Genomic DNA, 996 nt, shown 5'->3' on the forward strand with positions numbered 1-996 from the left:
CCTGAACTCGGGATAAGAAAATTTGAACTAACGGCCCTCCACATGATCGGATCTTTCGACCAAGAGAAACCCCATCACACAGAGGGCCTATGCACAAGTTAGTGGAAGTATTTTGCGATGTCGATGATTTTTCTGCTGTTTTCATCCCTGAATGGGAAAAAACTCTGTTAACCGATGGAACTCGCAAGCGTCAGCGCTCTGGTCGCATGACGATGAGCGAAGTCATGACCATCATTATCTTCTTCCAGATGTCCCATCATCGTGATTTCAAAAACTTCTACACTGGCTACCTGGCTCATTTTTACAAATCAGCGTTTCCAAATCTACTCAGTTATACCCGCTTTCTTGAGGTGATGCCTACCGCCTTAGTGCCTCTTTGCAGCTACTTTGCCAGCCTGAAAAGTGAGCCAACTGGCATTGAATTTGTTGATTCAACCAGTATCAAAGTCTGTCATAATTTGCGCATTCAGCGGCATAAAACCTTGTCAGGACTGGCGTGCAGAGGCAAAGGCACTATGGGCTGGTTCTATGGATTTAAGCTGCATTTGATTGTGAATCATCAAGGAGGAATTGTGGCGGCCAAAATCACCCCAGCCAATGTACATGATACAAAACCAGTGGCAGACATGGTGTTCAGCCCCATGGATAAACTTTATGCCGACAAGGGCTACATCGGCAAAGCACTGTCCAGTGAGCTACTGGAGAAAGGCATCACGTTGGTGACGAATGTGCGTAAAAACATGAAAGCAAAGGCCATATCGTTGTGGGACAGAGCCATGCTATCAAGGCGCTTTATCATCGAAACCATCAACGACCAGTTGAAAAACATCTCACAGATAGAGCACTCCAGGCACCGCAGCGTTCATGGCTTTATGCTGAACATGATTGCAGGCCTCATTGCCTATCAATTGAAAGAGAGTAAGCCACAACTGAACATCACTAACGCGGAGTTTAATGCTATTACAGTCATGGCTCGTTAAACCGATCTCAGGTTAA

At 45.8% G+C, this 996-nt stretch carries 1 protein-coding gene; it reads left to right on the forward strand.

The features are described 5' to 3' along the window. The first annotated feature begins 89 nt into the window (after positions 1 to 89). Positions 90 to 980, forward strand: a complete 891-nt coding sequence (locus RHEIN_RS17975) for an IS982 family transposase (protein ID WP_008900405.1) — start codon at positions 90 to 92, stop codon at positions 978 to 980. Positions 981 to 996: the final 16 nt, after the last annotated feature.

It is taken from the genome of Rheinheimera sp. A13L (assembly GCF_000217935.1).
Taxonomy (GTDB): domain Bacteria; phylum Pseudomonadota; class Gammaproteobacteria; order Enterobacterales; family Alteromonadaceae; genus Pararheinheimera.